This is a genomic window from Brunnivagina elsteri CCALA 953, from assembly GCF_002289455.1.
In the GTDB taxonomy this organism is placed as follows: Bacteria; Cyanobacteriota; Cyanobacteriia; order Cyanobacteriales; family Nostocaceae; genus Brunnivagina; species Brunnivagina elsteri.
In genome coordinates, this window is the sequence record NZ_NTFS01000624.1 from 1 (window position 1) to 2,519 (window position 2,519).

Sequence of the window (2,519 nt, forward strand, 5' to 3'; positions counted from 1 at the left end):
GCCATAGAAATGTATTCTGACTATTATAAAACTTGGTATAATCGGGGTTTAATTTTACATTCAGTAGGAAAATATCAAGAAGCACTTGAAAACTATGAAAAGACTTTAGATATCTATCCCGAATATGAAGAATGTTGGTGCGATCGCGGAATTACTTTACATACCATAGGAGAATATGAAGCCGCTATTCATAGCTATGAAAAATCTTTACAAATTCACCCTACTTTTAGCACTGCTTTGAATAACTTAGGAATATCATTACATGCTTTAGGTAAATATCAAGATGCAATTGAACAATATCATCAAGCTTTAGAAGCTCAACCCAATTATTCCCAAGCATGGAAAAATAAAGGAGTAACTCAAGGTGCATTATATCTTTGGGAAGATGCATTATTCAGTTATAATCAAGCATTACAAATAAATCCTAATGATAGCGAATCTTGGAAGAACAGAGGGGATATACTTTTAAATTTAGAAGATTATGAAGAAGCAATTCAAAGTTTTAATCGAGCAATCGAAATAGAACCAAAACTACCAACATCCTGAAATATATACTTGGAATCATCAACTTCCTTCTTCCCTTCTTACCTTCTTTATTTCCTTGGCGACTTGGCGGTTGTATAATATCTATAATTCCAATAAGATTGCTATATACTCAAAATATACAGAATTCCAAAGTCAAAAAAGAAATGTTCAAAAAGCCATTAAAAAAAATTATTATCACCTCTATTCTAATTATTACATCTCAAATCGGGATAAAAGTAGCAACAGCAAACCCAGCATACAATCCAATTCCTTTACCTCTGGGAAAAGAAATTAAAGATACCCTCTCAAAATCTGATTTTCCCACAGGAGAAGGTGGATTTGCTCGCGATTATATTGTCAATCTCAAAGAAGGTGAATTGGTGGAAATCGAAGTAAAATCTGCAAGTTTCGATACTTTTGCCACCTTACTTTCCCCCAAAGGTATAACCATCGACCAGAACGATGATGTAGCAGAAGGAACAACGGACTCACTGATATATAGTCGTATTCTCAAAACTGGTAACTATACCATTAGAGTTCGTAGCTTTGGGAACCAATCTGCGGAAGGTGTATTTACCCTGAGATTGACGCGCTTGAAGAGAGAGTAATTTAATTTTTTGTTCTTGGATTTTTTGTCATTTGCCGCCAGCATTCGTAGGCTATTTGCCAATCTTCTTGAGTATGAATTACTAATACACGTACTGTGGAATTTACTGAACTAATATCTATATCTATTGGTTTATTTTCATTTTTATGATTATCTAGCTGCAAACCTAAAAAACTAAAACCTTCGCAAGTAAGTTTGCGAACATCCGGTACATTTTCACCAACTCCAGCAGTAAATATTAATACATCCAACCCCTCTAAACTAGCAATCATTGCACCAATGTAATATTTGAGACGATAAATGTAGATATCTAATGCTAATTGAGCGCGATCGCATCCTTGGGAAATAGCATCGCAAATTTGCCTAAAATCCCCAGATACACCAGAAATCCCCTTCAATCCAGATTCTTTATTTAAAAGATGATTTAGCTGTTCGGGGGTATAATTTTCCTTTTCCATTAAGTAAATAATAATACCAGGGTCAACCGCACCAGAACGATTTCCCATCATTAACCCATCCAAAGGTGTAAAACCCATTGTAGTGTCGATACTGCGACCATTTTTGATAGCTGCTAGGGAACAACCGTTACCCAAGTGACAATTAATCAAGCGTAAAGATGCTAAATCTTGGTTGAGGATTTGTGCTGCACGGTTCCCACAGTACTGATGACTGATTCCGTGGAAACCGTAGCGACGGATACCTTGCTCGACGAATTCGTAAGGAATGGGATAAATCGCGGCAGCATGGGGGATGTAGCTGTGAAAAGCTGTATCAAATACTGCCACTTGGGGAATATTGCCTAGTTGTTGTGCGATCGCAATAATGCCTTCCAAATTAGCGGGGTTATGTTCTGGTGCTAAGTTGGAGAGATTTGCGATCGCATTTTTTACGTCTTCGGTAATTAATACACTGTCTCGGTATTCTCTACCACCATGAACTACACGATGTCCAACAATATCAATTTCGGAAAGTTGATTAATTACTTGGGTAGAACCTTGATGCAGGGTATTCAGTAAATATACGATAACTTCGAGACGGGAATCTGTGGAAATTTCCTCTTGTAGATATGCTCCTTTCGCTGTTGAGATTTCAATTTCTGCTGTACCTTGGTGATGACTCCAGTCTACTTTTGCGAACCAAAGAGGTTTTGGTGCTTCTTGAGGAAAAGTATCGCTGCTAATGTCATATAAACAACATTTTTGGCTGCTAGAACCTGCGTTTAATACGAGTATTTTCATAGTTTTTATTATTTTTGAATTTTGCCCAATAATAATTTTAAATTAACTGCTAAACTTTAATCTAAAATCTACTATACTAAAAACGGTTAAGGATTATACTTTTTATCTGCCAAACCTAATATTTATTAAGCCTCTCCCCTTAGTAAGGG

Annotated in this window: 3 protein-coding genes; 2 read left to right on the top strand and 1 reads right to left on the bottom strand. The window is 36.2% G+C overall.

The window, feature by feature from the left end:
* Both CK510_RS29205 and CK510_RS29210 read left to right on the top strand, forming a co-directional pair.
* Nucleotides 1-546: tetratricopeptide repeat protein (locus CK510_RS29205; RefSeq protein WP_158224991.1), on the top strand; the 546-nt coding region annotated here is incomplete at its 5' end.
* A 143-nt stretch (nt 547-689) separates the two neighbouring features.
* Nucleotides 690-1,133, top strand: a complete 444-nt coding sequence (locus CK510_RS29210; RefSeq protein ID WP_095724957.1) for a PPC domain-containing protein — start codon at nt 690-692, stop codon at nt 1,131-1,133.
* A gap of 1 nt (nt 1,134) precedes the next feature.
* On the opposite strand, the gene CK510_RS29215 is transcribed toward CK510_RS29210, so the two are convergent.
* Nucleotides 1,135-2,370: an acetate/propionate family kinase gene (locus tag CK510_RS29215; protein ID WP_095724958.1), complete on the bottom strand. Its 1,236-nt coding sequence runs from the start codon at nt 2,368-2,370 to the stop codon at nt 1,135-1,137.
* Between the last annotated feature and the right edge of the window lie 149 nt (nt 2,371-2,519).

What these genes read in the sequence shown, in the direction of transcription:
- CK510_RS29210 (WP_095724957.1), top strand. Translation starts at nt 690, where the DNA reads ATGTTCAAAAAGCCATTAAAAAAAATTATTATCACCTCTATTCTAATT.
- CK510_RS29215 (WP_095724958.1), bottom strand. Translation starts at nt 2,370, where the DNA reads ATGAAAATACTCGTATTAAACGCAGGTTCTAGCAGCCAAAAATGTTGT.